This window comes from Aquiflexum lacus, from assembly GCF_015476655.1.
Taxonomy (GTDB): domain Bacteria; phylum Bacteroidota; class Bacteroidia; order Cytophagales; family Cyclobacteriaceae; genus Aquiflexum; species Aquiflexum lacus.
Map to the genome: position 1 here is coordinate 43,101 of NZ_JABFHF010000025.1, position 26,308 is coordinate 69,408.

Genomic DNA, 26,308 nt, shown 5'->3' on the forward strand with positions numbered 1-26,308 from the left:
AAATAGAAATTAACTTTCTGAATACTTATTTCTGATCTTGATTTTAAGCATCTGTCTCTCAACCAATGCTTTGGCCAAATCGAAAGCCATCGTTTCAGGATCAGATTGATGAAGGATGTGTTTGAGTTTACTTTCTCCTAAATCAATTCTGTAGCACACTTGAAGTAGTTTTTCAAAATCCCGGTTAAGCATTTGATGGACAATAGGAGTCATCAAAGCAACCAATTCTTCTTCGGTTGAAAGCTTTTCAGGAATTTTCAGATCGAAGGTTTTTTCTAAAAGAAGGGCGGTATCCTGGATAACAAGTTGGTCCATGGGGTGGTGGACAGTTAAAGTTGGCCGTGCCAGGACCTAAAGTCATGGCATGGCTACATTTGATTATGAGTTAGCTTCTTCAGCAGAACCACCTTCCTCTTCCGTTTGCTCTTCCAAAACTTCCGGGGCATGTTCTCTGATGATTTTATACCAACTTACCAGCTTCTTGATATCAGAAGGGTACACTTTGGTTTCATCAAAATCAGGAAGCACATGCTTCAAAAAAGCAGTTAACTCATCAGCATCAGCCGAAGCATCAAGGCCTAAATCTCCCTGAAACTCTTTTTCTATTTTTCTCATGACTTCCTCCAGAGGAGTCGCACCTTCTTCGGTCATGGTGTACATGGAAATCTCTCCCAAGATGGAAACCCTTTGACTGGCACCTACGACCATTTTGGCTTTCTTGTCGTCCATGGATTCCAAAATCACTCCACCACGGGTAGGTTTCAATATTTTGTATAAACCTGATTTTCCGGAAACTGTGGCAATCTCGTTGAATTTCATTTTGTCTCTTTCTGATTTAAGGCTGCAAAGATATCATTTCAATTATAATGCCCAAGAATTAGTTTCGCTCTTCCCTGTATTCATTGACCAATTCTTCAATGAAGGCAACAACTGCCTCTTTCCCTTCTCCTGATGTCGCCGAGGTGATATAATGCTGGGGTTTGTCCTGAAATATCTCAAATGCTGCATTGAGAAATCTATTGACATTTTCTTTTGTTCTTGACCTGGATTGTTTGTCAGACTTGGTAAAAAGTAAAACAAATGGAATATCGTTTTCTCCACACCAGGTAATAAATTCCAAATCTATTTTTTGAGGCTCCAGTCTGCTGTCAATCAAAACCATCAATGCCACCAGGTTTTCTCTGGCTGTGAGATAGTCCATGATCATTTTTCCCCAAGTATCTTTGATGCTTTTGCTGACTTTGGCAAAACCATAGCCTGGCAAATCCACCATGTACCACTTGTCATCCACCAAGAAATGATTGATCAATTGGGTTTTTCCTGGTCTTCCTGAAGTTTTGGCGAGCTTACTGTTGCCAGTCAGCATATTGATCAAAGAACTTTTGCCCACATTCGACCTTCCAATAAAAGCAAATTCAGGCTTATTGGGCTCAGGGCATTTGTTGTGATCGGTATTACTTATCAAAAAGACCGCTTTCTTGATCATGACATTTTTTTATTTGGCACAAAGGTAATCCAATTTAAATTAATCTGATTGTCCTGACTAAATCATAAGATCATGAATCAATTTTCAATGGCACAAAAATATCAATCAATATCCAGCAGTATCAATAAATATCCGATTATAAAATTGATATGGTATTAAAATAGGGGAAAGATGCGATTACATAAATGTTAACTACTGTACATTCGCATTAATTTCCAACATTTTTCGATTGCTCGGGTTTCCTTAGTAATATTGCACAACATTAGAGAAAAGTCCATGTCAGTAGTACCTTATAAAGAAAAGCAGGAAGGAAAAAAGGAGCAGGTAGCGGAGATGTTTAATAACATCAGCAAAAAATACGATTTTTTAAACCACCTTTTAAGTTTGGGAATAGACATCGTCTGGAGAAAAAAAGCCATCAAGTATCTAAAAAAAGATAATCCAAAATTAATCCTTGATATCGCTACGGGGACAGGTGACTTTGCCATCGAGGCATTGGCACTCAACCCTGATAAAATCATCGGAGTGGACATATCAGAAGGAATGCTGAATGAAGGCCGGAAGAAAATGATCAAAAGAAAGCTGGACCATATCATCGACCTCCAAATGGGAGATTCTGAAAAGTTGCTTTTTGAGGATAATAAATTTGATGCAGTGATCGTTTCATTTGGGGTCAGGAACTTCGAAAATCTAGAAAAAGGATTACAGGATATGTATAGGGTTTTGAAACCTGGCGCCAAAACTGTGATAGTGGAATTTTCAAAACCAAAAAAATTCCCGATGAAGCAAGGATATAACTTTTATTTCAAATATATTCTGCCTCAAATCGGTAAATTAGTGTCCAAAGATAATTCTGCTTACACTTATTTGCCGGAATCCGTACAGGCATTTCCTGATGGTGAAGATTTTCTTTCAGTACTTAAAAAAGTAGGATTTAAAAACACGCAATGCAAACCGCTCACATTCGGAATCAGTTCTATATATATAGGAGAAAAATAAGCTTTTCCATTTTAGGGATTTTTTTTCTGATCAGTCAGGCAAGTGGACAATCAAGGTTCAATGAAATCAGTTCTGCTGGACAGGATGATAAATTCATTTCCTATGGTTTCTTTCTCGCGGGCCACACCAATATGTGGCGAATGAAGTATTCCGAGGCATTCCTAGATCCTACCAATGCACCGCTAAATAATATCCAAAGCATTATACCCGTGTATTCTCCAGGATTCTCCTTGGGGTTTTTAGTAAATATCAGGCTACATGACCAAGTAAATATCATGATGACCCCCAAAATTGGGTTTTATGAGTTTAAGACAGATGTGAATTATTTTTCTGAGCCGACCAATAATAACGATGTTCCCGCCATAACCAGAAGACAAACTTACCTCAACGAGGCAACTATGGTAGAAATACCGATACTTTTTAAATACAAAGCACAGCGATTTAACAATACCCGAATGTTTTTCACAGGAGGTGGCAGTGCGATGTTCCGAACAAAAGATCAGGATGAAGCAGACATAGAGGACTTGGTGACTACAGGCAGGGACTTCACCGTTGATCTTGGAGTTGGTTTCGATTTATATTTCAAATACTTTAAGTTTTCACCTGAAGTCCGTTTTTCACATGGATTACTTGATATTTACCGTCCCGAACAAACCAACCCTGCTTTCCGGGACGCCATTTCCGAAATTCGCCGAAAATCCATCACGCTTTACCTTAACTTCCAGTAGAGGTTGGAGGGCTTGAAAGTTTTTTGGCTTAGAGAAATTTTTTAATTGAAAAATTGGAAGATTTTCCTTATCTCTTACCATCCATTTCTTGTTTCTTGGCTCCCAGATAAAAGCATTGGGGCAGGCTTTTTTTCTTATCCTTCTTTCATCCTTCATCCTTTTCTTGGCTCTTGTCTCTTGTTTCTTGTACCTAACATCTCGCCTCTCGTCTCTCGCATCTCACTCCACATAAATTACCCATTTCATTCCTTGTCATTTCTTTTTAGATTAGGGCATGGAAAAAAAGATTGCCTTTATCACGGGAGCTACTTCAGGGATAGGAAAAGCATCTGCGATTGCATTGGCCAATTTGGGTTATAATATTATCGCAACAGGAAGAAGAAAGGATAGGCTTGAAAATCTGAAAGATGAGCTTCCTGACGGAATAGAACTTTATACACTTTGTTTCGATGTAAGGAACAAAGAAGAAGTAAAAAAATCCATCGGTTCCCTTCCGGAATCCTGGCAGAAAATTGATGTCCTGATCAACAATGCCGGCAATGCCCATGGAATGGATCCAATCCAGTCCGGAAGCTTGGAAGACTGGGATGCCATGATAGACATCAATGTCAAGGGGCTGCTTTACGTTTCCAAAGAAATCATGACCGGAATGGTTGAAAGGCAATCAGGTACAATTGTCAACATTGGTTCTATAGCAGGAAAAGAAGTTTATCCCAACGGCAATGTTTATTGTGCATCCAAACATGCCGTAGATGCGATTACCAAAGGAATGCGAATCGACCTCAATCCATTTGGGATTAGGGTTATAGGTGTTCATCCAGGGCTTGTAGAAACTGAATTCTCCTTGGTCAGATTCAAAGGAGATGCAGCAAGATCAAAAACTGTGTATCAGGGCCTTCAGCCTCTGACAGCCGAAGACATTGCCGACACCATTGCATTTGCCGTTAGCAGACCTCCTCACGTGGTCTTGGCAGATATTGTGATATTGCCAACTGCTCAAGCTTCTACTGCAGTTTTGAAAAAGTCCATTTAAAGCCTATACTTTGAAAAAACACCTGATTTATATATTGGCATTTTCATTTTGGGGCTGTGAATCCAAAATGAACGAACAAACTGCCACAGGCTATGATATCCATGAAGATGAAATCGCGGATATCGGAGGAGAGCAATTTAAAATAGTCCATAAAGTCGGAGATCTGGAGCAGAGCCTGATCGATGCTGGATTGGTCGATATAGAAGTCATTATTCCTGGTATTTATGTGGACCTCAAATATTCCACAACAGACAATTTCTTTGGTCAAGACGTCTATGGTGATTTAACACGATGCTATTTGCAACCTATTGTAGCTGACATGCTGAAAGAATCACACGAAAAACTCCAAGCGGATCATCCTGAACTGACATTCTTGATCTATGACGGCGTCCGACCTCAAAGTGTACAGCAGATACTTTGGGACAACTTGAACAAACCTGATAGCATCAAACCCCTTTATGTTGCCAATCCCCAGATTGGAGGATTGCATAATTTCGGGGTTGCAGTAGACCTTACATTGGCCAATGCCGAAACCGGAAAAGCTTTGGATATGGGAACCGGGTACGACTATTTCGGATATCCTGCTTATCCAGATAGAGAAGATCAAATGCTCAAGGAAGGAAAAATCACTGAAGAACATATTGCCAACCGTGAAATACTCAGAAAAGTAATGAAGCATGGAGGTTTCACTGGAATCGGCTCCGAATGGTGGCATTTCAATGCCTTCTCCCGAAAAGAAGCCTCCGAAAAATTCGGAATGGTGAAGTGAGAAAGAAAGGTATTCAAAGATTGTAAATTAAAAGAACTTGTCCGCTACGCCACAGGCGCACAGGCGTGACGGATTGGAAAATTCCCCTAATCTCAAAACTCACTACTTGATTTGGAAAAGATAATCTCGGTTCTTGGTTCTTGTCTCTTGTCTCCCCGATACTCGGGGCAGGCTTTGTTTAAATCTGAATTCTAAAATCTAAAATAAAAAAAGTGATAAACCTAAAAACCCTTATCCCCTCCCTCCTACTCGCCTGTATCATCCTTATAGGCTTGAGTTCAGAATCTTTTGCCCAAAAGCAATTCAGTGTTTTGGTTTTCAGCAAAACCAAGGGCTTCAGACATCAATCCATTCCTGATGGTGTGGTTGCCATAAAAAAATTGGGAATTGAACATATTTTTGATGTACATTCCACTGAAGACGAAAATTACATCACAGATAAAAACCTGGAAAAACATCAGGTAATCATATTGATGAGTACTACAGGGACTATTTTCAATGAAGAGCAAAAGGCAGTCATCCAACGCTTTGTGCAAAGTGGAAAAGGCATCGTTGGAATCCATAGTGCTACTGATACTGAATATGAGTGGCCTTGGTACACCAAATTGATCGGCGCACAGTTTCTGAACCATCCCCATCAGCAGACTTTAAGGTTAAATGTCGTCGATAGAAACCACCCTGCAACATATCACTTACCCGAAAAATGGCTATGGTCAGACGAGATCTATGCTTTTAAGAATTTCAACCCTGATGTGAGGGTTCTGATTACCGCTGATGAGACTTCCTATGACCCTAAAAAGGGCATGGGAGAATTTCACCCAATGGCTTGGACGCATGAATACGATGGGGGTAGGATTTTTTATACCGCATTGGGCCATACCGATTGGTCATTCCTTGACCCCAATTTTCAAAAACATATATATGGCGGAATCTGGTGGGCCGCCAAAGGATTTCCAATAGATTAAGTACAAAAGGTTTCCCCCATACCTGCCAACTCTGAATTCATAGGAGTTGGCAGGTTTTTTTATGCTTGTCCGGTTATCCTCAAGATGAATCCGTTTCCTTTGAAATGGCAGAAAAGATGGGAGACCTGCCAAATAGCAGGCGGGCAAAAGAGCTAACACAATAAAATATTACGATGGTAAGAAAAACACGGTTGATTCGGTTTTATTTCAATTTATATCTATCCTATTTCAACGTATTTCAATTTACACCAACCCTATTTCCAACGTATTTCAAACTTTTTCCAACCTTATTCTAAAATAACTTTCTTCCCTTGTCATATAAAAGTACCTTTTAGACACTAATGACTAAGAATGAAAAGCCCCCAACTGGAAAACCTCCTTAAAGATCTTCACCAAGAAGCTTACCACTGGTCAAGACAGTGCTGCTCATTTGATGAGGATTTGGCAAAGGATGTGTTGCAACAGGTTTATTTGAAAATTCTCGAGGGGAAGGCCATTTATAAAGAAAAATCCCAAGTAAAAACCTGGCTGTTTTCTGTCATCAGGTTTACCGCAGCGGAGTGGAAAAAGAAGGACAAAAATATCTCTCCACTTGAAGCAGAATTTGATGCAGCAGAGACAGAGGAAGAAGTTACTGCTGCTTCGCATGAAGAATTGATCGAAAGACTGCCGGAAAGGCAAAAGGAGGTTTTGCTGCTGGTGTTCTACCATAATCTGACCTTGGAAAAGGCTGCTGAGGTGATGGGTATCAGTATCGGTTCGGTCAGGACACATTATGACAGGGGGAAATCGGGTCTTAAAAAACTCATTCTAAAGAAACAAGCTTATGAAAATGCAAGACAATAATAGTGATAAGGAATTGGCTGGCTTCTTTTTGGAAATGAAGGAGAAGGATAGGAAAATAGAAGTCCCCCTATTTCCGATTCGGAAAAATCCAAAATTGTGGTACCTGATTCCGATAGGGATTGCAGCTTCTCTTGCATTGGGATTTTTGCTTTTGCCTCACGAAGATCAAGTCCCAAGCCCTCCTACTGAGGTAATCATTATAACACTGGAAGAAGATGAAAAAAACAATCAACAAATCCGGATAGAAGAAAAAACCTATCTGGAAACCTGGGAATCTCCTACCACCTCTCTTTTGACTGAATACTAAACCAACTATAAAACTTACTTATTATGTTTAAATACATGCTTTTCCTATTCCTTTTCCTAACCGCAGGCTTGGTTAACGCCCAAGACATGTTTCAGGAATATCTCTACTCTGCCGATTTGGTAATGAAAAACAGGGATAAAATCTCACTTTCGGATGCGCAAGCTGAAAAGATAAAAAAAATCCACAGTACCAATGCAGCAGACTTCAGCACCCTCAAATGGGATTTGGATGCCGCTACAGAAAAGTTGAAAAAACTACTTGCTGAAACGAAACCTGATGCTGTAACAGTATCCAGGCAAATGGATCTCGTTTTGAATCTTGAAAACCAACTAAAGAAAAAACAACTAAGCACCCTGGTTGCAATTAAGAATGAACTGACTGAAAGCCAACAAGCTTCGCTGAATTCGTCAAGAAGTTGGACTGTGTACGGAAAAACAGCAACAAAAATTTCACCCACTTTGCAAAGCACTGGTCCTCAGATAAGAGTTGCGTCGGGACCAAGGGTATCTGGCCTCAGCTCCAATGAATCCTTAAAAGGAAAAATAACAAGTACAATAGGCCCTTCAGGCGATGTTGTAATTGTTCCGGATTCCAATTCGAAGTTATTTTTTCAACTAGAGCAGGAATTGAATGGAAACAAACCTACTTATTACCTTAAAACAAAAAATGGATTGAAGGAAATATTCAGCTTCGATGACATCAGCCCTGATGAAATAGAAAGTATTTCAGTCATAAAAGGTGCCAGTGCCACTGAACTTTATGGTGATAAAGGTAAAAACGGAGTCATTATTATGACCCTAAAGCAAGCACCTGATGAATTTCCAAAGTAATACCAAGCGCTTATAATGGGTAAAATCATGCCATGACTCGAAGTTATGGCTTGAATAACCATCGCCCGACCTTTGAGGTATTTTTCAAACCTCAAAGGTCTTCAGGGATAAAATTTCCTGATTTGAAACTGCGATACAAAATTAATTTAGGCTTAAAAAACCCCCGAGGTCTGAAAATGATCGCAAAGGTTGAAGAGCCATATCTTCGAGGTTTTTAAAACCTGAAAGGTCTTTTTACTTTAAAATCAATGTATTCCTAGGAGAAAAACCTTCGAGGTCTGGAAAAGACCTCAAAGGTTTTTACAGGAACCTCCAGCTACTTTTAAAATTCCTTGGCAAATCCTCACCTTTCATCCTCGCACGAAGCAATTCGATAGGCATATAATTTTGGCTGATAAAGAAATCATGGAATTCTTTTTCTGTCATTTTCCCTGATTGGACCATTTCATTTTTTAAGGAATACACCTGCAAACCGCCGATCATATATGCCAATTGGTACAAAGGACCATAGCTTCCTTCAAATGACCTTCTGACTTCTGCTTCTGCATTGGCCCGCTCATGTCCCACTTTGTCCACGAGGAAGTCTATACATTCTTGGGGAGTCATATTCCCCAAATGGTAATTCAATGAGAAAACAATCCTTGCTGCCCGGTGCATTCTCCAAAAAAGCATCCCGATTCTATCTTCTGCATTTCTCGGGAAACCTTTGTCCCAAAGGTTAAATTCCCAATACAAAGTCCAACCCTCCACCCAAAATGGTGTATTGAATATCCTTCTATGGGGAAAATGGCGCTGATTCATAAATTGCTGCATGTGGTGTCCGGGTATCAGTTCATGCTGAACCGTAGCTCTGGAGAAATGTGGATTGTTGCCCCGCATACTCATCATTTTGTCCTCATGGGACATTTCTGATGTAGGATAAGAAATGATGATGGTTTCTCCGCCCAAGAAGAATGGACTCACCTTTTGTCTTTCGGCGGACATCATGGTAGTTCTCCACGTTTCTTTAGCCATTTCAGGAACGGTCATCAGGTCATTGTCTTCAAGAAAAGCAATCGCTTCTTCTGCCATCTCCGCCACCATTTGGGGCCATTCTCCTGCCGGGACATAGGTATTTTTCACATGCTCCAAAGCCGCTTTCCAGTCATTTCCAAAACCCAATTCTTTTGAGGCTTTGATCATTTCTGCTTCACACCAAGCATATTGTTTTTCCCCTTCCTTAAGCAGTTCTTCGGCAGTATATGGGATCATATTAAAGGCAAGCTCTTTTTCTATGGCCACTTTTCCTGAGATTTTACCGATGATGCCCGAGCCGTCATCTTTTACCACGGTATTTTCAAAATGGTTCTTCAAAAAATCCCCGTAGTCTTTCAAACTTTTATCCAGACTTTTCATGGGTTCTTTCATCCACCAGGTAAACTCCGGATCATAGTCATAGTAAAAATTGTATGCCTCTTCAGTACTCTTTCGCATGGCTTCCACCACCTGTGCTGCCAATTCCGCTGTCTGCCAACTGTTATATTTTTTAGCTTTTTTGGACTGCTCCCATTTGGTTTTGATAGCTTTCTCAACTTGTGTAAATGTCGCTGCCAATTCTTGGGCATTGGGTTTTTCTGCCATTCTTCTGGTCTGATAGAATTCTTCCAATGGGCCTGCAAAATCAACCACATCTTTGACAGACTTGTATTCCTCATACGCCGCAGCGTGAAAATAACTTCCCTTTTCCAGGTAATTCTTAAAAATCTGGTAATCCAGCTTACCATCTGCTGAATAGCTCTCGTAAGGCATATTTTCCAATGCTTTCAGCCAATCTTTATAAAGTCGGTCCATTCGCTGAAAATATTCATCCGACAATGGATTATTATATTTTCTGGCCAAAGCAGTTCTATCTGCCTGATAGCTCATGATACTTGGGTACAATTCTGTAGCTAGGGATGAAATGTAGACTGAAATGGTCAGTATAACTATAAGTAGCGACTTTTTCATATTTGAAAATTATTTATAGGTTTTCCTGAAATAAATAGATCTATAATTGAAATACAGTTGATATAATAAAAGTCCCTAACCTCTATTTCAACTTTATATCGCCAACGGTATTTTTCTATCATATTTCACTGAACCAATTTCACTTAATTTTCCACAAAAAACCAATACCCCATTGACCAATGGTGGGACTTGGTTGATGGGTGGTGTTTTGATATGTTCTTATCGGAGGGCTATCTTTTCAAGTCCTGTTTTCGAGTAAAAATAGTTAGTAGAAATTCTTAGGTGTGATGACCTTGAACTCAGATTCGGGGTATGTTTCTTTGAATATATTGGGTAATTTTGCCTTTGCTGTCGGACTGTACTTAAATACATAGCAATTGAGACTCCGCCTATTTCTTCGATATAGTATATTTCCTGTTGATCGTAGGTACGCCAAAAGTAGATGTTGGCAAAACTTCTGTGATTTTGGTTATATTTTATTCTTTCACCTATACAGAAGTTTCCCCATAATCCTCCCATATCCAACCTGACTTCTGCTCTATTGAAGTTGCGAATAATTGCGTTTCTGATTCCAAAATCGTAAAAGTATATTTTTTGACTTTTGTTGATTTCCTTTATTTCAAGATCAAAAGTGAGGAATCGTCCCTGCAATTTTAAAAATTAATTTTAAAATTGCAGGGACGATTCCTCTTAAAACTCAGGTTCAATTCAATGGTATAGAGTATGTAATTGAAGGCACTGATCTGGGAAGATTCCCGGCATATTTTGGGATATTATGGATGGATTCATTTTTAAAGCTCATACGGTTTGCCTTATGACGATTTATTTGACCGACAACATAAAAAGGAGTGCCAATTACGGCGGTTAATAAGCCAGTAATGATAAATGTAGGGGCGGCATCAAATGTTTTTTCATTTAAGAACATGAATAATCCTGCTGTACTTGCGATAGCACCACCACCTACTAGGATTGAGCCTGTGGTAATTTGTCTTTTACTTTTTCTTAATAGGTCATCTTTGGTTTTTTCCTGTCCATACGTGTTGCCTATAATGCTGATTAGAATGCTTATAATAAATACAGCGCGTGCAATTGATTTTTTCATATCATTTTAATTAAAGTGGAATTTTTAAAGTAATGGATGGTACAGATCGGAAAAAGTTGCCTTCATGTTTTAGCATATGTATGGGTTCATTTCTGAAACTCAACTGGGTTGCCTTTTTTGCATTTTTATTGGAACTAATAAACATAGGAATGCTTCCTAAAACGGCCAGCCCACCTGTAACCATAACTGCTCCCCAAATCCCTTCTGAATTGTCTGTTGTATTTGGAACTGTGGGAGCAAAAAGGTTAAAATCAGACCTTCTATTAGAATCAATCATGCTAGCCCCTAGAACACCAAGCACAAGTCCACCTCCCAGCGTGATATATGCAGCAGTTTTTTGCTTCTTACTTTTATCCAGATAGTCCTGTTTGTTCATTTCCTGTGCAGATGCTGACAGGGTAATACCAATTAGAAAGGCTGTTAGAAGGGAAGCCCAGATTTCGCGTGTTTTCATGGCTTTAATTAATTTAGGTGAGCAAATTTGAACGCTTATGAAATTTAGATCACCAGTGAAAAAAGGGCAATGATCGAAATCATGATCCTTGATGATTTTGATCATTTAAGTATTTGTAAGACAAAGGTTTATGGAATGGATAATTCAAATAAGGAAACATTTCTCCTCCCGGAAAAAATAATTTTTCTCCCTACCTACAAAGTTCAGGTTATTTACAGATCCATTCTAAAAAATACCTCTAAAAATTAAACTAAAAATCCACCTTCAGGATAGGCGTCTTTAAATATTTTGTAGGGATGGAGGGTTTTAAGCCTTTTAGATTTGAAAGTATCAAAATTTCTCCCTAAACTCCTTGGGTGTCTCTCCCCTGAATTTCTTGAAAGCCCTGTTGAAATAGGATAAATTCTGAAACCCACTTTGATAGGCAATCTGGGAAACGGACAGATCAGTTTCCTGTAGGAGTTGGCAGGCATGATGAATACGCACCTGGCTGAGAAACTCTGTCAATGTTTTCCCGGTCCTTTCTTTGAAAAACCGGCAGAATGCTTCCTTGCTCATATTGGCAAGATCTGCTACTTCCTGCAATTGAACTGTTCGATGACTTTCTGCAAGAATAAATGACATCACCTGGCCCATCCTCTTTCCTTCTGTTTCGGTATAGTTTTTTTGAGGAATGAGTTTGTTGAGCAATGTCATGTCCTTGGATTGCTGTAATTGCCGGAGAATATGCAATGCGCCCATCAGTTTGTCTAGTCCTTCTTTATTTCCAAAATGCAATAACGCTTCCTGAATAAAAGAGTTGGACGATCCCTTGATGTGGTAACAGCCTTTGATTTGAAGGAGCCAATGTTGTAAAGGAGAAAATTCCTCTACTTCCCAGATATGCTTGCCCAAGGTATCGAAATCAAAAAACAGTGTTAGCCCCAATGATTTTTTATTGCCATTATCGGAGAAATATTCAGGATCTGACCTGAACACGTGTGGCATATTAGCTGAAAAGAAAAAAACATCACCGGCTTCAAACCTTCCCAAATAATCCCCGACCATTAATTGGCCTTTCCCCTCCTTAATCCAGGTCAGCTGCCATTCAGGGTGTTGGTGTAGTTTATCATAAAAATGTTGTCCCGCATCCACTTGATAGCGGACGAACTCCATTTGAGACTTTGGTATTTTAAAGGGTATTACTTTTGACATTTGCAATATGATATTAATCCGAATTTATTAAATTGTCTAATATTAAATCAATATAGTATCATCATTGACTAATCCGGTGTAAGTATCCGCATCAATACGGGGTTACCTTTGATAAAAAAACCAAAAAGACTATGAATTGGAAGGGCGTATTTCCGGCCGTGACCACCAAGTTCCATCAGGATGGAAGTTTGGACATGGACATGTTTTTCAAAAACCTAGATGCACAATTGGAAGCCGGCGTGCATGGCATCATTCTCGGGGGGACCTTGGGGGAATCAAGTGTTCTCAGTCAGGATGAAAAAATCAAACTCACTACCGACACTGTAAAATACATCAATGGCCGAGTACCGGTTATTCTAAACATTGCCGAGGGTGCAACGAGAGATGCTATTTTTTGGGCAAATAAAGCCAAAGAAATGGGGGCCGCAGCCTTAATGATTTTGCCTCCCATGAGATATGCCGCGGATCATCGGGAAGTGGTGCAGTATTTCAAAGACGTTGCAAATAGCACAGATTTGCCGATCATGATCTATAACAATCCGATTGATTACAAGACATTGGTAACTTTATCCATGTTTGAGGAATTGGCGGAGTGTGACAATATTCAAGCGATCAAAGAATCAACCCGGGACATTTCAAATGTGACCAGAATGAGAAATAAGTTTGGGGATCGCTATAAGTTGCTTTGCGGTGTAGATACCTTAGCCATGGAGGAACTGTTAATGAGCGCAGATGGTTGGGTAGCAGGATTGGTCTGTGCTTTTCCAAAAGAGACTGTTGCCGTTTATAATTTAGTGAAGGCAGGAAAATACGAAGAAGCTTTATTAATCTACAGATGGTTCTTACCTTTATTGGAATTGGATATCCATCCCAAGTTGGTGCAGTATATCAAACTTGCCGAACAAATGGTAGGCATTGGTACTGAATGGGTCCGAGCCCCAAGATTGACATTAGTTGGTGAAGAAAGAGTAAAAGTAGAAAACATTATCAAACGAGGATTGGAACATAGACCCAACCTTTGAGGTCTTTTTAAGACTTCGAAGGTTTTGGGGGAATATTGAACAGTAATCTATGCATTTCGAAATAAGTAGAAACGTGCCTTCGGCGATATAAAATGGAAATAGAAGTCCAGACTCATCATTATTTCTACTATTTCAACCATATTTCTATTTCATTTCCATCTTATTTCTATCATATTTCTACTGTTTTTCCAACTTATTTCTAATAACCAAATAACCTAATTAAACCAAGAAAAATGAACCTAGATCAGATATTTGAGTCCGCCCAAGAGGCATTTTTGTTTTATAAAAACGTACCTGGAAAGGAAAAAGCAGCTTTTTTGCGCAAAATTGCAGAAGGTCTTGAAGCAGAGAAGGCTGAGCTTATCCCATTGGCTTCAGGAGAATCCAATTTGCCGGAAGGTAGAATTGCCGGTGAACTGGGTAGGACCTGTGGTCAAATCAGGCTTTTTGCCAATTTGGTGGAAGAAGGGAGTTGGGTAGAAGCCACTATTGACCATGCCGATCCAGAGAGGACGCCTGCGCCAAAACCTGACATCAGAAGATTTTTGACTCCTTTGGGACCTGTAATCGTATTTGGAGCGAGCAATTTTCCCTTGGCATTTTCTACAGCTGGTGGAGACACAATTTCTGCCTTAGCTTCAGGTTGTCCCGTTATTTACAAAGCCCATCCCGCCCATCCGGAAACATCCAAATTGGTTGGGCAGGTGATCCACAAAGCCGTCATAGATTCTGCCTTGCCGATTGGGGTTTTTGCACATGTTGAAGGCGGAATTCAGATTGGACAGGATTTGGCAAAACATCCCACAGCAAAAGCAGTGGCATTTACAGGAAGCCACGGTGGGGGCATGGCATTATTTGCCCTTGCAAGTCAAAGACCTGAACCTATTCCGGTATTTGCCGAAATGGGATCCGTGAACCCCATATTTACATTTGAACATAAACTGGGAAAAGATATTTCGGGACACGCCAAAGCTTTTGTAAGCTCACTTACTTTGGGTGCAGGTCAGTTTTGCACCAACCCGGGATTGATCTTTGTGCCTAAGTCCGCTCAAAAAGAATTTTCCGAAGCTGTCAAAGGAGAATTGGAAGATATCGCCGCCGCGCCCATGCTTCACGAAGGTATCGCTGAAGCCTATTATTCTTCCATTCAATACCTACAGGGTAGAGAAGAATTGGAATGGGTTAAGGTATCTGCAGCGAAAGACCTGATCAAAGCGCATCCTACCTTGGCCAAGATCAAAGCCAAGGATTGGTTGAAAGATGCTAAATTTCAAGAAGAGGTTTTTGGTTCTTTTGCCTTGATGGTGGTTTATGAAAATGAAGACGAACTGCTCGAAATCGCTAAAAAACTCCATGGCCAATTGACCATCACCATTTGGGCAGAAGAAGATGAACTGAACAACAAACTCTTTCTGATCAATTTGTTGGAAGAAAAGTGTGGAAGAATGCTCTACAAAGGTGTTCCCACCGGTGTAGAAGTGGGTTTCGCGATGCAGCACGGAGGGCCTTATCCTTCAACGACTGACAGCAGGAGCACATCAGTCGGTGTTTACGCCATCAAACGTTTTGCCCGACCTATTGCATTCCAGGATATGCCTGAAAATTTGTTGCCTGATGCATTGAGTGAGAAGAATCCATTGGGGATTTGGAGGATGGTTGATGGGGAATTTAAGAAGTAAGTGGTTCAAGTCTTCAGGGAATGGTTCAAGACTTAGTCTTGGACCATTCTTGGTAGCAGTCTTCAGACTGCACTACTACAGTCTGAAGACTGTAAATTTTGTGGTCCAAGCCTGAAGACTTGAACCACATCACAAATATCATTTAAAATATGAAATCCACCTTCCAATGTATTGATGCCCATACCTGTGGCAATCCTGTGCGTCTTGTTTCAGGAGGAGTTCCTTTTTTGGAAGGGAAAAATATGCTGGAAAAGCGTCAGTTTTTTCTGGACAATTTGGACTGGATCAGGAAAGGTTTGATGTTTGAACCCAGGGGACATGATATGATGTCAGGGTCCATGCTTTTTCCTCCCCATGATCCTGAAAATGATTTTGCCGTGCTTTTTATTGAAACCAGTGGTTGCCTTCCCATGTGTGGGCATGGAACTATTGGAACCATTACCATTGCCATCGAGGAAGGACTGATCCAGCCCAAAACTCCCGGATTTCTAAGAATGGAAGCACCGGCAGGATTGGTCTTGGTGGAATATAAGCAAGAAGGCAAAAAAGTAAAATCCGTCAAACTCACCAATGTCAAAAGCTTTTTGGCAGCAGAAGAACTTGAAATAGAGACCGAAGAATTGGGTAAGCTGATAGTAGATGTGGCTTATGGAGGTAATTTTTATTGCATTGTAGATCCTCAGGAAAACTTCCCTGGTTTAGAGCATTACAAAGCAGAGCAGTTGGTCTCCATGGCCAGAAACCTGAGGCAAAAGATGAATGAAAGATACGACTTTGTCCATCCGGAGCATTCCCAAATCCGAGGCTTATCCCATGTTCTTTGGACAGGGAAAACATTGGATCCAAGCAGTACAGCTAGAAATGCAGTTTTTTACGGTGACAAAGCAATCGATCGCTCCCCATGCGGCACAGGTACCTCAGCTCGTATGGCTCAATGGCATGCAAAGGGCAAATTGAAAAAAGGTGAACCATTTGTCCATGAGAGTTTCATTGGATCCAAATTCACAGGAAAGGTGGAAGAAGAAACCCAAGTCGGGGAAATTTCCGCTATTATTCCGAGCATAGAAGGATGGGCAGTGGTGACAGGATACAATACCATTTTTTTGGATGATGAAGATCCTTATGTGCATGGGTTTCAGGTGATATAGAGGCGAGAGATTAGAACCGAGAAGCGAGACTTTGAAGGGAAAGGTGGGTTAGAAGATACAAGAACCAAAGCCTGCCCCGAGTATCGGGGAGCCAAGAATCAAGAGAACTTAATTAAGCCTTTTGGGCTGATTCATTTACGGTGGGATTGGTTAAGAAAATAGGTTGGTAAAATGATCATTTTAATGGTCTTTAATAATTTGAAGATTTTCAAATGTTCTTTTAAGTAAATTTTATGTTTATTTTTTATAAAAGCATATACATCATGAAAATGAATATTGATATTGAGGATAAGCTGATTTTAGCAGCAATGAAGATTTCCGGTGTCAAAACAAAAAAAGAAGCAGTAGGGGAAGGATTGAAATTGATCATTCAGTTGAATCAACAAAAAGGAATTCGTGAACTCAGTGGCAAATTATAATGGGAAGGTAATCTGGGGTCAATGAGATTAGACTAACCCTAAAAAAAGTCGATAAGATAGATCGGATTAATAACCAAAAGAGCTGAAGTTTAGGTAATTGAGAGTTATCAAAGTGATTGTTAACACAAGTCTAAACTGAGTTGATATAAATTAATACTTTTTGATTTACAACAGAGAGGGAATCGTAAAAATCTACATATATATTGTTATGCCAATAAATGAAAATCATCCGGTTATTAGACCCCAAAAAAAAAATATTACACTTTGGAGATATATGGACATTCCTTCCCTAATATATTTACTTGCCAAAAAATCTTTATTTTTCGTACGAGCAGACCTTTTGAAGATAAATATGAAGGAACTTTACCAACGTTATCAGCAAAAGCTATTGATGATTGGGCAAGAAAAGAAATTCAAAAAGGTCTTTTTCGCAAAGGATATTGGAACTTATCCAAACTGTTTAATAAGAACAAACAACCTACTTAAATTTTTGATGTAAGGAAAATTTCGAGATGCTCCATATGTGGAAAATTTATTCTAAAGAAAATGGAATTGCAATCCAAACAACCCATGAAAAATTACAAAAAGCAATAATCTCAAAGGAAGACGTGTATCCAACTGAAATAAATTATTTAAATTATCAAAAGGATCTAATTAACCATCTTGACAATGGAATGAATGTTTTTACATATAAGAGACAAGAGTATAAATCGGAAAATGAATTTCGACTAATCATCTCTTATCTTAGATTATTAGAAGACCAGTTATCCCATTTAAAAACTCATGATGAAATGACACCTGCAAGAAAATTGCTTTACTCCAACACCCATAATTCAATGTGACATAGAACCAGATGAATTAATTTCTAATATACATTTATCACCATAAGCTCCAAAATGGTATTCAGAAGTAATTGAAGATATTATTAAGAAATATAGTTTGACAAATATAAATTTGAAGCAATCAGACTTATAATAAATGCCATTTTTTAAGGTATTTCAAAAAAAACAATGTGCGTTCTAAAATGAATTTATAAAATAAGAGTCAGTAATAAAATGGAAAGTTATTGGATAGAAATTGCTGAAATACGACATTATGAAACCCCTAATTTTTAATCCTCTCCTCCCCGAAAACCAATGTCTCTAAAAATCCGCCTCTATTTTACAGCCATCATCACCCTCGCCATTTGGGCCTTGTTGCTCTGGAGCCATTTTCATGGTGGGGTGCCAAGTCACCATATTTTGGCAAGGGAGGATTTGCCTGAAATCTCCAATTGGTGGGGTGGTTTTTTGCTTCCCTTTCTGACTTTGTTTTTATCATATAGGGTTGAAAAAAGATTGACAAAACAGTGTAAAGGTCATTCTCCTCTTACCACTATTCCAAAGAGTGTATGGACAGGTTTCTTTTTAGCCTTACTTTATGGAATTTCCTTATCTTCATTTTTCAGCTTTGGTAATACCGAAATGCCCGGGTATATGTTGATGGGTATATTGGTAATTTCACTTTTCTATCCAATCTATAGGGCTGAGTGTATTCTTGGCTTTGTAGTCGGAATGACTTATACTTTTGGTGCAGTTCTTCCAACGGGAATCAGTTGTATTTTGGCATTGATCGGGACTTTGATTTACTTGTTAATCCGTCCGGGAATTTTGTTACTTTTTTCAAAAATCAAAAATTTGGCTGGTTCCAAACTTTGACAATTTCAAAACAAAAAAACCTGCCATTTGGCAGGTTTTTAGTCTCTTTTCTGTAATCATTACTTGGGCAACAACACCCCATCCACTACATGGATGACCCCGTTGCTTCCGCTTAAGTCAGCAGCAGTTACTGTTGCACCATTAATCATTACTTTTCCATCATTGATGGATACCGTAAGGTCTTGACCGTTCAATGTTTTTACAATTTGTCCATCAGAAAGATCTGCGGCCATAACATTGCCTGCTACGACATGATAGGTCAATACTGAAGTCAACTGATCTTTACTTTCAGGCTTCAACAGGTTGTCTACAGTTCCGGTAGGCAATGCTTCAAAAGCAGCATTTGTCGGTGCGAAAACAGTGAAGGGACCTGTTCCGCTTAAAGTTTCCACCAATCCTGCAGCACCAACTGCAGCAACCAATGTGGTGTGGTCAGGAGATCCAACAGCTATGTCAACAACCGTATTAGATGCTTCTACCGGAGCTTCCTCCACAACTTCTACAGCGGTTTCTTCTGTAGTATCTTCCTTAGGGGAATTTTCACAGCTTGCTAGAAACGCAGAAGCGATAACTACAACTGCTAAAGATAAGAATTTTAATTTTTTCATTTTGTATGGCTTGGTTTAAATACAAAAAACTAACAATGAACCCGTTATAAAGTTTATAATTGTAAAGAAAATTTTGATAGAAGGTAAAATTTTATTGTTTTAAGGTAAAGGTTTAAAGAAATATATCTACGTGCTGTACTTGTCGGAAAATCTTATAAGTTTTCATCAAAAATTTGCAATTTTTTTGATTTCACAATGGCCTAGATTTGTCACCAAAACCCAATGAGGTAAAATCTTTTTTTATGATTAAAACAGTAAAATGGCGTCTTATAAATCATCATATATAAAAGATATCCCCGAATTGATGAACTGGTCTGGACAATGTTTGGCATGTAATTCGTACAGTGATCATTCAAGAGATCTGAATCAACATCAAGCGAGTTTATAAACCCGAAAAAATCACTATGAAAATCTATGTCAAAAATATGGCTTGTCAAAGCTGCGTGTCATTCGTGAAGGAAGCATTAGATGAACTTGAAATTATTATTATAAAAGTCGGTATGGGGGAAATTGAAACAAAATCCGATGTCTCCGATGAACAAAAATGTGAACTCAACATAAAAATTAAAAAAGTCGGACTGGAACTCCTTGAAAAAAAGCATGGCGTGCTTATTGAAAAAATCAGAGCTGTCATCATCGACTATGTTTATCACTCAGATGAAAAATCAAATGTGAATTTCTCCACGCTCTTGAGTGAAAAACTAAACCATAGCTATACCTATTTGTCCAATTTTTTCTCAGAAGTAGAAGCGACCACAATTGCTCAATATGTGATATCATTGAAAATCGAACGTGTCAAAGAGATGATCATCCTGGAAGAATTCAATTTATCAGAAATAGCATATAAACTTCATTACAGCAGTGCAGCCCATCTATCCAATCAATTCAAAAAAGTCACCGGCTTATCTCCCTCCCACTTTAAAAAATTAAAGGAAAAAAGAAGAATTGCTATTCAGGATCTTTAAGGTTTTTCACATTTTCGAATCTAGGGCAGGATAATTATAATACTTTCATTCTTAGGTCTTTGGTTATTTATTTTCAATTATCGATATTGAAGAAAAAACCACCTAAATGATGAAATTTTTAAATAAACTGACCCTCACCATTCTTTTTATAACCCTGTTTTCGGGATTTGGCTTTGCCCAAAAGAATGATGTTTCGCCTTTGTTTGCAGATAAGGATCCCATGCAGATCCGTCTGAATTTCTCTATCAAAGAGATGAAAAAAGAAAAAGATGATACAGTTTATTTTCCATCTTATATACATTATATCAATCCTACAGGGAGTTGGGATTCATTAAAGATTGCCATGAGAGCAAGGGGAAATTTCAGAAGAGCCAAATGCTTTTTCCCTCCCATCCGGATAAAAATAAAAAAGAAAGATGCTGAAGGGACCATATTTGAAGGTAATAAAAACCTGAAACTTGTAGTCCCATGCCAAACAGTCAGCGCCCACAATGACTTGGTGTTAAAAGAATACCTTTGTTATAAATTATTTGAACCGGTAACTCCATATGTTTTCGAAACCCGATTGGCAAATTTGACGCTAGTGGATGAGAGTGGCAAGAATTTTAAAACTTATGAAGTAAAATCATTCTGGATAGAAGATGATGATGTAGTGGCAAAAAGACATGGTGGCAAAATTGCAAAAGAAAAACAGATACTCCCACAGAGGATGCAGCCACTTTCTGCAGCAAGACAGGACTTTTTCGCATTTATGATTGCCAATACAGACTGGTCCAGTATGGTCCAGCATAATATCAAAGTCATGCAGCTGGAAAATAAAGAATATATCCCACTTGCTTATGACTTTGACATGAGCGGCTTGGTCAATGCCAACTATGCCACTACCAGTGAGGTTTTACCTATCAGCAATGTCAGAGAGCGTCTTTACAGAGGAATCTGCTATTCCCCCGAAATACTGGAACAGGTCAGGGCTGAATACCTCGCATTGGAACCTGAAATCATGGGAATAGTAGATAATCTGGATATCGGGCTTAACCCAAAGGAAATTCCGGATTTCAAGAAGTATCTGGGGGAGTTTTTTATGATTCTCAAAAATGACAGGCTATTCAAAGATCAGATACTATCCAAATGTCGTTAAAAAAGCCATTTATCTTGATCAAAGAAAAAAAAAGAAACTGTTTTCTTTCAAACAGGAGGCATTATAGTATTACAATCCATCAATAGAATATTGATTCGGATAACAAAAGAATATCTAAATTAGCCTGTCGAAATAAAAACAGTTTCTTCTTTGTTAAATCTTGAAATCAACCTGATTTTTATCAATGAAATCCAGCCTCGCACATGGAATATTATTTGTTATTATCCTGATCTTTTCAGGAGGCCAAACGTATGGGTTTCAAAGCAGTCTACTTTTTTCCGATAAAGAACCTTTGGAACTTGAATTGATAACATCCTTGAACGAATTGAGGAACTCGAAATCAGATACAGTTTTTTTTTCCACAGTTTTAAAATATAAAAATGAAATGGGGCAATGGGATTCATTGCAGATAGAATTGCGTGCCCGTGGAAATACAAGAAGAAAAATTTGTCATTTCCCTCCAATAAGAATAAAAATCAAAAAGTCCAATTCAAAAAATACACTATTTGCAGAGGATAAAAGTCTTAAACTTGTGCTTCCCTGCCAACTTGCCAATTCGTTTAATGGTTTTATCGTAAAGGAGTATATGTGTTATAAATTTTATGAATCAATTACCCCTTATCATTTTCAGACAAGGCTTGTCAACCTTACCCTGACCGACGTCAAAGACAGGAAAAGTAAAACCCATAATCTAGTGGCTTTTATCATTGAAGACGATGACAAAGTAGCAAAGCGATTCCAGTACAAAATTTCAGATGCCAAAGTGATCAGGCCAAATTACATCAATGACACAAGTGCTGTCAGACAGGATTTTTTTGCGTTTATGATTGGAAATACGGATTGGTCAAATACCGGTCAACACAATGTGAAGGTAATGGCTGATAAAAACAAAAACCATATCCCACTACCCTATGATTTCGATATGGCAGGTTTTGTTGGCACTCCTTATGCCATACCCTACGATTATCTTCCTATCAAATCAGTTCAGGAAAGGCTTTATAGGGGTCTTTGCAGGGACAAAGATTTAGTTGAATATGTCAGAATGGAATATATCCAACTAGAACCTGAGATTAAAGAGACCATAGATCAATATGAAGAATATTTGAGTGCCAGTGACTTTAAAACAGCCCGGAATTTCCTTCACGAATTTTTTGATATTATCAAAAATGATAAACTATTTAAGAATCAGATTCTTTCTAAATGTCTACCCAATAATTACTGAATAAAATAAATGAAACCAACTATTATCATTGGCGGCGGAATCGTCGGTCTGTTTACAGCATATTTTCTCCATAAATCTGGAGTGGAGGTAATTATTGTAGACAAAGGAGACATGGAGGTCAATTGCTCCACAGGAAATGCCGGCATGATTGTACCCAGCCATATTGTCCCCTTGGCCGCGCCGGGCATGATCAGCAAGGGGATTTCATGGATGTTTTCTGCCAAAAGCCCATTTTATATCCATCCACGTCTTGACCGAAAACTGTTGGAGTGGTCTTGGCTTTTTTACAAGGCTGCCAATAACCGACATGTGGAAAAAAGCATCCCATTTCTCAAAAATCTTAGCTTGTTGAGCAAATCCCTCTATCAGGAATTCAGAAATCAGCATCAGGATTCCAATTTGGGATTGGTAGAAAAAGGCCTGATGATGATTTATCAGACTGCTGAAATGGAAAAAGAAGAGATTGGATTTGCCCATTTAGCAAGGAAACATGGTTTGGAAGCGGAAATCCTTGGAATTGAAGATATAAGAAAGTTGGAACCTAATATTGAAGTGAAAGCCAGAGGGGCAGTCTTATTTCCAGGAGATGCCCATTTGTCACCTTCCATTTTGTACAGCTTTTTGAAAAACTATTTGGAGGAAAAAGGTGTCATCTTCAAAAATAAAGTATCAGTAATCGGCTTCGAAAAAAATTCCGAAAATGTGAATTCGGTGCTAACCACAGAAGGCAAAATTGAAGGTGCAAAGTTTATCCTTTGCGGTGGTGCCTGGTCTTCAGAATTGGCCCAAATGCTTGAATTCTCATTACCCATGATGGGAGGAAAAGGTTATAGTTTTGTACAGGAAAATAACCCGGAAATCAAACAGGCCTCTATTTTAACTGAAATGAAAGTAGCTGTAAGTCCGTACGGCAATCAAGTACGTTTTGGCGGAACCATGGAAATCGCAGGAACTAATGAATCCATCAACATCAACCGGGTAAAAGGAATCTTTGAATCCATCAATAGGTTCTATCCTGATTTTGAAAGTAAGTTTCCCGAAACGGAAGAAATCTGGAAAGGCCTGAGACCCTGTTCACCGGATGGGCTACCATATGTTGGATTCGCGCCAAAATGGAAAAATGTACTTGTTGGTACCGGGCATTCCATGATGGGCATCAGCCTTGCTCCGGGAACCGGGAAAATCCTTGCTGAACTTCACGAGGGTCTCCTCAGTCAAATGGACATCAGCGCTTTTGAGGTTGGGAGGTATTGAAAAGGCTGGAAGACCGAAGACAGGAGACCGAAGAAAGCAGCTTTCACAATATTGGAAAGAAAACGGATTTTCAGATTATTTACTAATTGGACAAAATTTTAGGGGCGTCATTGCGAGGAGCACTTCAGAGAATCTGATTTTGTAAAGGAGGCTTTCGTGCGACGTGGCAATCTCTTGAAGGTGCAAAAGGCATTGACCCTAAAAAGCAGAAGTTGAATATTTAAACTGTCATTAATGTGTTGAGTCCAGGATTTCTTACCAATTTCATTAGTCAAGTCCCTAAACAACTTAATACCTATAATATTATTGTAACAGACATTACTGTAATGTCTGTTACAATAATTTACCTATAGTTTTTATCAGAAAATCATGTACGATATCCCTAAGAGGTTAGCGCCACGGGAATCTCCAGAAAATGGCTTAGAAAAATAGGAATTAAAAACTTTAAGTTTAGGAGTAATAGAATAATCCACCTTAAACATAAACGGCTTATCTTGGAATATGCCGTTTTCTCCAAGTATCCTGTAACCCCAAACTACTGAAGAATTGTTTCCCAATAGATCTGTTTCCGATCCAACTCCCAAAAAATAATCCTGGGCTACTTGGAAAGGTAATTCACTTTGGGACAAATGAGAAAAGTAGGCGGTCAAAGTAAAAAAATCGGTACTCAAACTGAGCCAGATTTTGGAATACTTTTGAAAACCCTACGCAGAACACATCTTCAGCATCTTCTTGATCTTTCAAATACCGTAGACATAGCATAAATAAAGGCTTGGCCAATTGTTCATAGATCAACCTTTGCGCTTTTTCATTGCCTTTAAGGGCTTCCTCTATGGTGATTTTTTGGATCAAAAGATTCTGGTTTACACATTAATAAATGACAACCAGAACTTGGAGGTTGCCTGTTACCCCAAAAATAAAAAATTCTATGCCTCAAAAATCGGGTCTTCCCTGTCAATTATGCTTCTAATAAATCCTATCATCTGATCAATTTCATCCCAAGAAAATCCCAAATGGGATTGGGAATGGGCCAATGCATCACGTAGCTGCCCGATATTGTTCATAGTCTGTACAAAACGATCCCTGCTTAAACTTGGATCAAATTTTTTGAAGCGTTGGTTTTTGGAGAATATCGAACCCAAGTCCCCAAACTGTAAACATTGTACCAAGTCGATTTCTTCCTTTCGGGCTTGCTTCCATTCGTAAAGGCTTCTGGCCTGACTAAGCCTGTTTTCAGTGAGGCTTTCCTCCCAGTGTGGCAGCTGCTTGCGGATCATGTCTTTGAGATGTGTTTCAAGTAGACTTATCAATCCAAAAAACCCTATCCTCAAAGGGATTTTATCCAAATCGGTCCTTGTTACAATATAGCTTAATTTCCCATCTTCATCTTTGATAAAAAACCTTCTTTGGGAAATCAGCATCCTAAATGCCTTCAACAATGGGGTATTGGCCTCCATCAAATCTTCTTGGGAAATGGGTTTTAGAACATCATCTCCCTCATCGTATTTCATCATTACACCTTCCACATCGACAACAGCGGAATGGAAATTTCTCCTTTCCATTTCCTCTTTAAAATTTTCTTTTTCGAAAATGACCAGATTTTCAGCAATGGGCAGGACATTGATCTGTTCTTCAAAAAGCAATCGGAGTCGGTCTATAGCGTTCATAAAGTAGCTTGAATGGATTGTGAAAATATAAATTTACCTTTTATATTGACCTAATTTTTACGAACAAATTAAAAAAATATGTCAGCAATGGATTTAGGAATCGGGAGTCAGATCAGACATCCGAAGTTTGGAAAAGGAGTTGTAGTGGAATCAGATGCATCTTACTACAAGATCTATTTTAATTTCACCGCAGAAGTCAAGACCATCGCCCGGGACTTTCCCAATTTTGAATTGGTAGAGAAAAAAGAAGCTGAATTTCAGCCCATCACCTTGGCAGAAATCGAAATGGCTGTAGAAAATGTCATCCGAAAAAACCAACCCAAAGAAGATCTACCTAAAGTAACTTTAGCTCAAAAGTGGATCAACGGGACGGTTACGATCAATCCCTACAACCCTGAAATGAGTAACAAAGAAATTCCGATCAAGACCTTTTTTCACAAAATAGTCATGGTCAGAGAAAGACTCCGGGTCCTCGAACAGAACATCAATAACCATGAAAAGTTGGACGACGAAGACCGCATTCAACTCCAACAATATATTACCCGTGCTTACGGTTCATTGACTACTTTCAATGTACTATTCTCCAATAAGGATGATTATTTCAAGGGTGCCGGAAAAGAGGATTAAAAATAGACTGTCTCAATTGTCTAATTATCTCATCGATACTCAAAATTATGTTCAAAATTGATTCGAATATGCTTTGAGTCTTAGTGTCTTTGTGACAGACCTGAAAATTTGTGACACAAAGACACTAAGTTTCCAAAGCGATAATCAATACTTTTTTTGGACT

31 protein-coding genes are annotated in these 26,308 nt (G+C 38.9%); 20 read left to right on the forward strand and 11 right to left on the reverse strand.

The window, feature by feature from the left end; translation table 11 throughout:
- Positions 1-9: 9 nt before the first annotated feature.
- The 3 genes from HMJ38_RS19065 to yihA all read right to left on the reverse strand — a co-directional run bounded on the left by HMJ38_RS19065 (position 10) and on the right by yihA (position 1,486).
- On the reverse strand, positions 10-315 hold the full coding sequence (locus HMJ38_RS19065; RefSeq protein WP_194976029.1) for a hypothetical protein: 306 nt from the start codon (positions 313-315) through the stop codon (positions 10-12).
- 63 nt (positions 316-378) lie between these two features.
- Entirely contained in the window at positions 379-819 is a 441-nt protein-coding gene (locus HMJ38_RS19070; protein WP_194976030.1) for a DUF5606 family protein, read from the reverse strand.
- Positions 820-877: 58 nt separating this feature from the next.
- Entirely contained in the window at positions 878-1,486 is a 609-nt protein-coding gene (gene yihA / locus HMJ38_RS19075) for a ribosome biogenesis GTP-binding protein YihA/YsxC (RefSeq protein ID WP_194976031.1), read from the reverse strand.
- Positions 1,487-1,762: 276 nt separating this feature from the next.
- Between yihA and ubiE the strand changes: the two genes are divergently transcribed.
- The 8 genes from ubiE to HMJ38_RS19115 all read left to right on the forward strand — a co-directional run bounded on the left by ubiE (position 1,763) and on the right by HMJ38_RS19115 (position 7,963).
- Positions 1,763-2,485 (forward strand): bifunctional demethylmenaquinone methyltransferase/2-methoxy-6-polyprenyl-1,4-benzoquinol methylase UbiE, encoded by a 723-nt coding sequence (gene ubiE, locus HMJ38_RS19080; RefSeq protein WP_194976032.1) that lies wholly within the window; start codon positions 1,763-1,765, stop codon positions 2,483-2,485.
- Positions 2,434-3,213 (forward strand): type IX secretion/gliding motility protein PorT/SprT, encoded by a 780-nt coding sequence (porT, locus tag HMJ38_RS19085; RefSeq protein WP_194976033.1) that lies wholly within the window; start codon positions 2,434-2,436, stop codon positions 3,211-3,213. Before ubiE ends, porT begins: the two co-directional genes overlap by 52 nt.
- A gap of 274 nt (positions 3,214-3,487) precedes the next feature.
- Entirely contained in the window at positions 3,488-4,246 is a 759-nt protein-coding gene (locus HMJ38_RS19090; protein WP_194976034.1) for an SDR family NAD(P)-dependent oxidoreductase, read from the forward strand.
- 10 nt (positions 4,247-4,256) lie between these two features.
- Positions 4,257-5,015: a M15 family metallopeptidase gene (locus HMJ38_RS19095; protein WP_394355075.1), complete on the forward strand. Its 759-nt coding sequence runs from the start codon at positions 4,257-4,259 to the stop codon at positions 5,013-5,015.
- A 215-nt stretch (positions 5,016-5,230) separates the two neighbouring features.
- Entirely contained in the window at positions 5,231-5,980 is a 750-nt protein-coding gene (locus tag HMJ38_RS19100; protein WP_194976070.1) for a ThuA domain-containing protein, read from the forward strand.
- A 351-nt stretch (positions 5,981-6,331) separates the two neighbouring features.
- Positions 6,332-6,826, forward strand: a complete 495-nt coding sequence (locus HMJ38_RS19105; protein WP_194976035.1) for an RNA polymerase sigma factor — start codon at positions 6,332-6,334, stop codon at positions 6,824-6,826.
- Entirely contained in the window at positions 6,807-7,133 is a 327-nt protein-coding gene (locus HMJ38_RS19110) for a hypothetical protein (protein ID WP_194976036.1), read from the forward strand. The genes HMJ38_RS19105 and HMJ38_RS19110 overlap by 20 nt, the downstream gene beginning before the upstream one ends.
- A gap of 23 nt (positions 7,134-7,156) precedes the next feature.
- Complete coding sequence (locus tag HMJ38_RS19115) at positions 7,157-7,963, forward strand: Spy/CpxP family protein refolding chaperone (protein ID WP_194976037.1); 807 nt, start codon at positions 7,157-7,159, stop codon at positions 7,961-7,963.
- Between the two features lie 300 nt (positions 7,964-8,263).
- Here the strand turns inward: HMJ38_RS19115 and HMJ38_RS19120 are convergent, their stop codons facing one another.
- The 5 genes from HMJ38_RS19120 to HMJ38_RS19140 all read right to left on the reverse strand — a co-directional run bounded on the left by HMJ38_RS19120 (position 8,264) and on the right by HMJ38_RS19140 (position 12,699).
- Positions 8,264-9,949, reverse strand: a complete 1,686-nt coding sequence (locus HMJ38_RS19120; protein ID WP_194976038.1) for a DUF885 family protein — start codon at positions 9,947-9,949, stop codon at positions 8,264-8,266.
- Positions 9,950-10,168: 219 nt separating this feature from the next.
- Positions 10,169-10,600 (reverse strand): DUF4143 domain-containing protein, encoded by a 432-nt coding sequence (locus HMJ38_RS25810; RefSeq protein WP_194976039.1) that lies wholly within the window; start codon positions 10,598-10,600, stop codon positions 10,169-10,171.
- Positions 10,601-10,652: 52 nt separating this feature from the next.
- Positions 10,653-11,051: a hypothetical protein gene (locus tag HMJ38_RS19130; protein ID WP_194976040.1), complete on the reverse strand. Its 399-nt coding sequence runs from the start codon at positions 11,049-11,051 to the stop codon at positions 10,653-10,655.
- Positions 11,052-11,061: 10 nt separating this feature from the next.
- Positions 11,062-11,610 carry a hypothetical protein gene (locus HMJ38_RS19135; protein ID WP_194976041.1) on the reverse strand — a complete coding sequence of 183 codons (549 nt, stop codon included), beginning with the start codon at positions 11,608-11,610 and terminating at the stop codon, positions 11,062-11,064.
- Between the two features lie 225 nt (positions 11,611-11,835).
- Positions 11,836-12,699: a helix-turn-helix domain-containing protein gene (locus HMJ38_RS19140; RefSeq protein ID WP_194976042.1), complete on the reverse strand. Its 864-nt coding sequence runs from the start codon at positions 12,697-12,699 to the stop codon at positions 11,836-11,838.
- Between the two features lie 131 nt (positions 12,700-12,830).
- Between HMJ38_RS19140 and HMJ38_RS19145 the strand changes: the two genes are divergently transcribed.
- The 7 genes from HMJ38_RS19145 to HMJ38_RS19165 all read left to right on the forward strand — a co-directional run bounded on the left by HMJ38_RS19145 (position 12,831) and on the right by HMJ38_RS19165 (position 18,664).
- On the forward strand, positions 12,831-13,721 hold the full coding sequence (locus HMJ38_RS19145; RefSeq protein ID WP_194976043.1) for a dihydrodipicolinate synthase family protein: 891 nt from the start codon (positions 12,831-12,833) through the stop codon (positions 13,719-13,721).
- Between the two features lie 233 nt (positions 13,722-13,954).
- On the forward strand, positions 13,955-15,400 hold the full coding sequence (locus tag HMJ38_RS19150) for an aldehyde dehydrogenase (NADP(+)) (protein ID WP_194976044.1): 1,446 nt from the start codon (positions 13,955-13,957) through the stop codon (positions 15,398-15,400).
- 149 nt (positions 15,401-15,549) lie between these two features.
- A complete protein-coding gene (locus HMJ38_RS19155) occupies positions 15,550-16,548 on the forward strand; it encodes a 4-hydroxyproline epimerase (protein WP_194976045.1) in 999 nt (332 codons plus the stop codon).
- Positions 16,549-16,811: 263 nt separating this feature from the next.
- Positions 16,812-16,967, forward strand: a complete 156-nt coding sequence (locus tag HMJ38_RS19160) for a type II toxin-antitoxin system VapB family antitoxin (RefSeq protein WP_194976046.1) — start codon at positions 16,812-16,814, stop codon at positions 16,965-16,967.
- Positions 16,968-17,127: 160 nt separating this feature from the next.
- Positions 17,128-17,466, forward strand: a complete 339-nt coding sequence (locus HMJ38_RS25380) for a hypothetical protein (protein WP_228780153.1) — start codon at positions 17,128-17,130, stop codon at positions 17,464-17,466.
- 22 nt (positions 17,467-17,488) lie between these two features.
- Entirely contained in the window at positions 17,489-17,809 is a 321-nt protein-coding gene (locus HMJ38_RS25815; protein ID WP_394355076.1) for a DUF2971 domain-containing protein, read from the forward strand.
- Between the two features lie 294 nt (positions 17,810-18,103).
- Positions 18,104-18,664, forward strand: a complete 561-nt coding sequence (locus HMJ38_RS19165) for a hypothetical protein (RefSeq protein WP_194976047.1) — start codon at positions 18,104-18,106, stop codon at positions 18,662-18,664.
- Between the two features lie 59 nt (positions 18,665-18,723).
- Here the strand turns inward: HMJ38_RS19165 and HMJ38_RS19170 are convergent, their stop codons facing one another.
- Positions 18,724-19,272: a fasciclin domain-containing protein gene (locus HMJ38_RS19170; protein WP_194976048.1), complete on the reverse strand. Its 549-nt coding sequence runs from the start codon at positions 19,270-19,272 to the stop codon at positions 18,724-18,726.
- Positions 19,273-19,676: 404 nt separating this feature from the next.
- On the opposite strand from HMJ38_RS19170, the gene HMJ38_RS19175 reads away from it, so the two are divergent.
- The 4 genes from HMJ38_RS19175 to HMJ38_RS19190 all read left to right on the forward strand — a co-directional run bounded on the left by HMJ38_RS19175 (position 19,677) and on the right by HMJ38_RS19190 (position 23,851).
- On the forward strand, positions 19,677-20,237 hold the full coding sequence (locus HMJ38_RS19175; protein WP_194976049.1) for a helix-turn-helix domain-containing protein: 561 nt from the start codon (positions 19,677-19,679) through the stop codon (positions 20,235-20,237).
- A gap of 106 nt (positions 20,238-20,343) precedes the next feature.
- Positions 20,344-21,375, forward strand: a complete 1,032-nt coding sequence (locus tag HMJ38_RS19180) for a hypothetical protein (RefSeq protein WP_194976050.1) — start codon at positions 20,344-20,346, stop codon at positions 21,373-21,375.
- A 184-nt stretch (positions 21,376-21,559) separates the two neighbouring features.
- Entirely contained in the window at positions 21,560-22,597 is a 1,038-nt protein-coding gene (locus HMJ38_RS19185; RefSeq protein ID WP_194976051.1) for a hypothetical protein, read from the forward strand.
- A gap of 9 nt (positions 22,598-22,606) precedes the next feature.
- Positions 22,607-23,851 carry an NAD(P)/FAD-dependent oxidoreductase gene (locus HMJ38_RS19190; protein WP_194976052.1) on the forward strand — a complete coding sequence of 415 codons (1,245 nt, stop codon included), beginning with the start codon at positions 22,607-22,609 and terminating at the stop codon, positions 23,849-23,851.
- Positions 23,852-24,210: 359 nt separating this feature from the next.
- On the opposite strand, the gene HMJ38_RS19195 is transcribed toward HMJ38_RS19190, so the two are convergent.
- Both HMJ38_RS19195 and HMJ38_RS19205 read right to left on the reverse strand, forming a co-directional pair.
- On the reverse strand, positions 24,211-24,522 hold the full coding sequence (locus HMJ38_RS19195) for a hypothetical protein (protein WP_194976053.1): 312 nt from the start codon (positions 24,520-24,522) through the stop codon (positions 24,211-24,213).
- 255 nt (positions 24,523-24,777) lie between these two features.
- Complete coding sequence (locus HMJ38_RS19205; RefSeq protein WP_194976055.1) at positions 24,778-25,518, reverse strand: CBS domain-containing protein; 741 nt, start codon at positions 25,516-25,518, stop codon at positions 24,778-24,780.
- Between the two features lie 87 nt (positions 25,519-25,605).
- Between HMJ38_RS19205 and HMJ38_RS19210 the strand changes: the two genes are divergently transcribed.
- Complete coding sequence (locus HMJ38_RS19210) at positions 25,606-26,145, forward strand: hypothetical protein (protein WP_228780154.1); 540 nt, start codon at positions 25,606-25,608, stop codon at positions 26,143-26,145.
- Positions 26,146-26,308: the final 163 nt, after the last annotated feature.